Annotated in this window: 2 protein-coding genes and 1 pseudogene; 1 reads left to right on the top strand and 2 read right to left on the bottom strand. The window is 62.5% G+C overall.

Translation table 11 applies throughout. From position 1 onward, the window contains the following. Window positions 1-99: 99 nt before the first annotated feature. Complete coding sequence (locus tag EOA85_RS31725; RefSeq protein WP_127212363.1) at window positions 100-1104, bottom strand: asparaginase; 1005 nt, start codon at window positions 1102-1104, stop codon at window positions 100-102. A 231-nt stretch (window positions 1105-1335) separates the two neighbouring features. Continuing rightward, entirely contained in the window at window positions 1336-2502 is a 1167-nt protein-coding gene (locus EOA85_RS31720; protein WP_127212362.1) for an acetyl-CoA acetyltransferase, read from the bottom strand. 223 nt (window positions 2503-2725) lie between these two features. Between EOA85_RS31720 and EOA85_RS31715 the strand changes: the two are divergent. After that, window positions 2726-2813 (top strand): annotated as a pseudogene (locus EOA85_RS31715) (transcriptional regulator BetI); the annotation flags it as partial.

Below are 2813 nucleotides of genomic sequence, written 5' to 3'. Positions count from 1 at the left end.
CCGCTGGGCCGAGCCGGTGACCGGCGATCTCGCCTCATCAGGCAATGCCGGCTATGCGCATCTGACTGTCGAGCGCAATCATGTGAGCTAAAGCCGTTCTCAGCTCAATGCGGCGGTGGGGCGGAGTGCGCCGACTTTGGCGCCGATCCGGCTTTCGATGGGCGGATGTGCCTGTTCGATCAGTTTCGCCGCCAGCGCCTTGTCGGCGTGCAAAAGCCTGGCAATGCATGCCGCGACCATGACTTCAGCGGCGCGGCCAGCGCCATCATCGCATTTGAGCGCAATGCCAAGGCCAAGCTCCGGAAGTGCCGCGCAATAGACGCCTTCAGCCCCTCCCTTCACAAAAATCCGGTCGGGTGCGGCCTCCATCAGTGCAACATCAGCCCTGCCTGTGCCGGCGACCAGAAAGGGCTCGGCCATGCAGGCGGAAAGCAGCCGCTTTGCGGCCTTGGCGCGCACGGGTTCAAAGCCGACACCGGTCGCCATGCGGGCAAAGCCGAGTGCGAAGCTGCGTAGCGGCACGGCATAGGTCGGGATCGAGCAGCCGTCAGTGCCGCAATGATGGAAATCATGGGCAGCACCTGTCACCGCTTGCATTGCGTCGCGTACCATCTCCTGCGAGGCATGGCCTGATTTGACATAGCCGCGATGGGCGATGCCGGCGTGGACGCAGGTGCAGAGAAAGCCCGCATGCTTGCCAGAACAATTGTTGTGCAGTGCGTTTGGCGCCTTGCCGGCACGGGCGAGCGCAACTGTCGCCGCATGGCTGGACGGCCAATGGGCGCCGCATTCCAGCGCGGTCTCGTCCAGCCCCGCCTTCGCCAGCATCGCCCACGCAAGTTCGACATGCGCCGGCTCGCCGGAATGCGAAGCGCAGGCAAGCGCCAATTCGCGGTTGCCGAAACCGTACGCATCGGCCGCGCCGCTTTCGACCAGCGGCAGCGCCTGGATCGCCTTGACCGCCGAGCGCGGAAACACCGGGCGAGCCGTATCGCCGATTTCCCAGACCGGCTTTCCGTCGGCCTCGAAGACCGCAATAGCGCCACGATGCGCGCTCTCGACCACGGCGCCGCGCAAAACTTCGACCAGAACCGGATTTGTCATGAATTCCCCGCTAGAGCGGGATGCGTTCGATGGAACTTTGGCATCCCGCTCTATCTCTTTGTTTAGCCGCATTTCTGCGACCCCAAGCGATTCCACTTTTTGGCTGCAAAATGCTCTAGCGCATGACCTCGAAAATCGGAATCGATTTTCGAAAGGATCATGCGTAAATCAAAGTGTTACAGCGTCCTTTGCGCGCCGGAAGGGCGCGCGGCGCTGTAAGGCGGGCCGCTTTTATCTGATCCGATCGAGAATGGAAACGTAGTTGGCGACCGCGGCACCGCCCATATTGAAGATGCCGCCGAGCTTGGCCCTCGGCACCTGGATGCCGCCGGCTTCGCCGACGAGCTGCATGGCGCTCAGCACGTGCATCGAGACGCCGGTGGCACCGATCGGATGCCCCTTGGCCTTCAGCCCGCCGGACGGATTGACCGGCAGGCGGCCGTCCTTCGCCGTCTCGCCGTCCAGCGCCAATTTTGCGCCCTCGCCCGGTTTCGCCAGGCCCATCGCCTCATACTCGATCAGCTCGGCGATGGTGAAACAGTCATGCGTCTCGACGAAAGATAGATCATCGAGCGTCACACCGGCCTTCTTCAGCGCCTGGTTCCATGCATGCTCGCAGCCTTGGAACGCCAGGATGTCGCGCTTCGACATCGGCAGGAAATCCTGCACATGCTCGTTGGCGCGGAAGGCAACGGCGCGGCGCATCTTCAACGCCGTCGCCGTGTCGGCAAGGACCAGAGCTGCGGCGCCGTCCGAAACCAGCGAGCAATCGGTGCGTTTCAGAGGGCCAGCGACGAAGGGGTTCTTCTCACTCTCGTGCCGGCAGAACTCATAGCCGAAATCCTTGCGCAGCTGCGCATAGGGATTGTCGACGCCGTTCTTGTGGTTCTTGGCGGCGATCATCGCCAGCGCGTCCGACTGGTCGCCATAGCGTTGGAAATAGGCTTGGGCGATCTTGCCGAAAACGCCGGCGAAGCCTGCCGGCGTGTCGCCCTCCTCGGGCAGATACGAAGCCTTGAGAAGGTTCTTGCCGATTTCTGCGCCTGATGTCGTCGTCATCTGCTCGGCGCCGACCACCAGCACGATACGAGCGGCATTGGCGTCGATGGCGCGGATGCCTTGCCTGACCGCCGCCGAGCCGGTGGCGCAGGCGTTCTCGACGCGCGTCGCCGGCTTGAAACGCAGCCGGTCGTCGGCCTGCAGGATCAGGCTTGCGGTGAAATCCTGTGCGGAAAAGCCGGCGTTGAAGTGGCCAAGCACGATCTCGTCGACCTCGTCCGGACCGATGCCGGCATGATCGAGCGCCTCGCTAGCCACCTTGGTGATCAGGCCCTCCAGCGTCTCGCCTTCGAGCTTGCCGAAGCGCGAATGCGCCCAGCCGACGATGCATGCTGTCATAGCTCTCTCCATCCTGCGGGCCGGGCTACGCGACGTCGCGGCGCGCTAAAGCATTGTTCAAGCATGAACCGTTCCTGCGACTTCGTGAAGGGGCCAGAATCACACAATCGCTTGATCTTGATATCTGGTCACGGCACCTGACTTTTGCCACCAATTCAGCCCGGATTTTTGTTGATTGATCCGTCAATAAAAAATAACCTTGTCGCCACAGGCCGGAGCAAGAATGCCGAAAATTGGAATGGAGCCGTTGCGCCGCAAGGCGCTCATCGACGCGACGATCTCGGCGATCGGCGAGCGCGGCTCGCTTGATG

Source organism: Mesorhizobium sp. M5C.F.Ca.IN.020.29.1.1 (assembly GCF_003997375.1).
Taxonomy (GTDB): Bacteria; Pseudomonadota; Alphaproteobacteria; order Rhizobiales; family Rhizobiaceae; genus Mesorhizobium; species Mesorhizobium wenxiniae.
Note: the sequence above shows the minus strand (reverse complement) of the source record. Positions and strands in the feature narration are given on the sequence as shown.

Coding starts and splice junctions, on each gene's coding strand:
- EOA85_RS31725 (WP_127212363.1), bottom strand. CDS start 1,104: ATGACAAATCCGGTTCTGGTCGAAGTTTTGCGCGGCGCCGTGGTCGAG.
- EOA85_RS31720 (WP_127212362.1), bottom strand. CDS start 2,502: ATGACAGCATGCATCGTCGGCTGGGCGCATTCGCGCTTCGGCAAGCTC.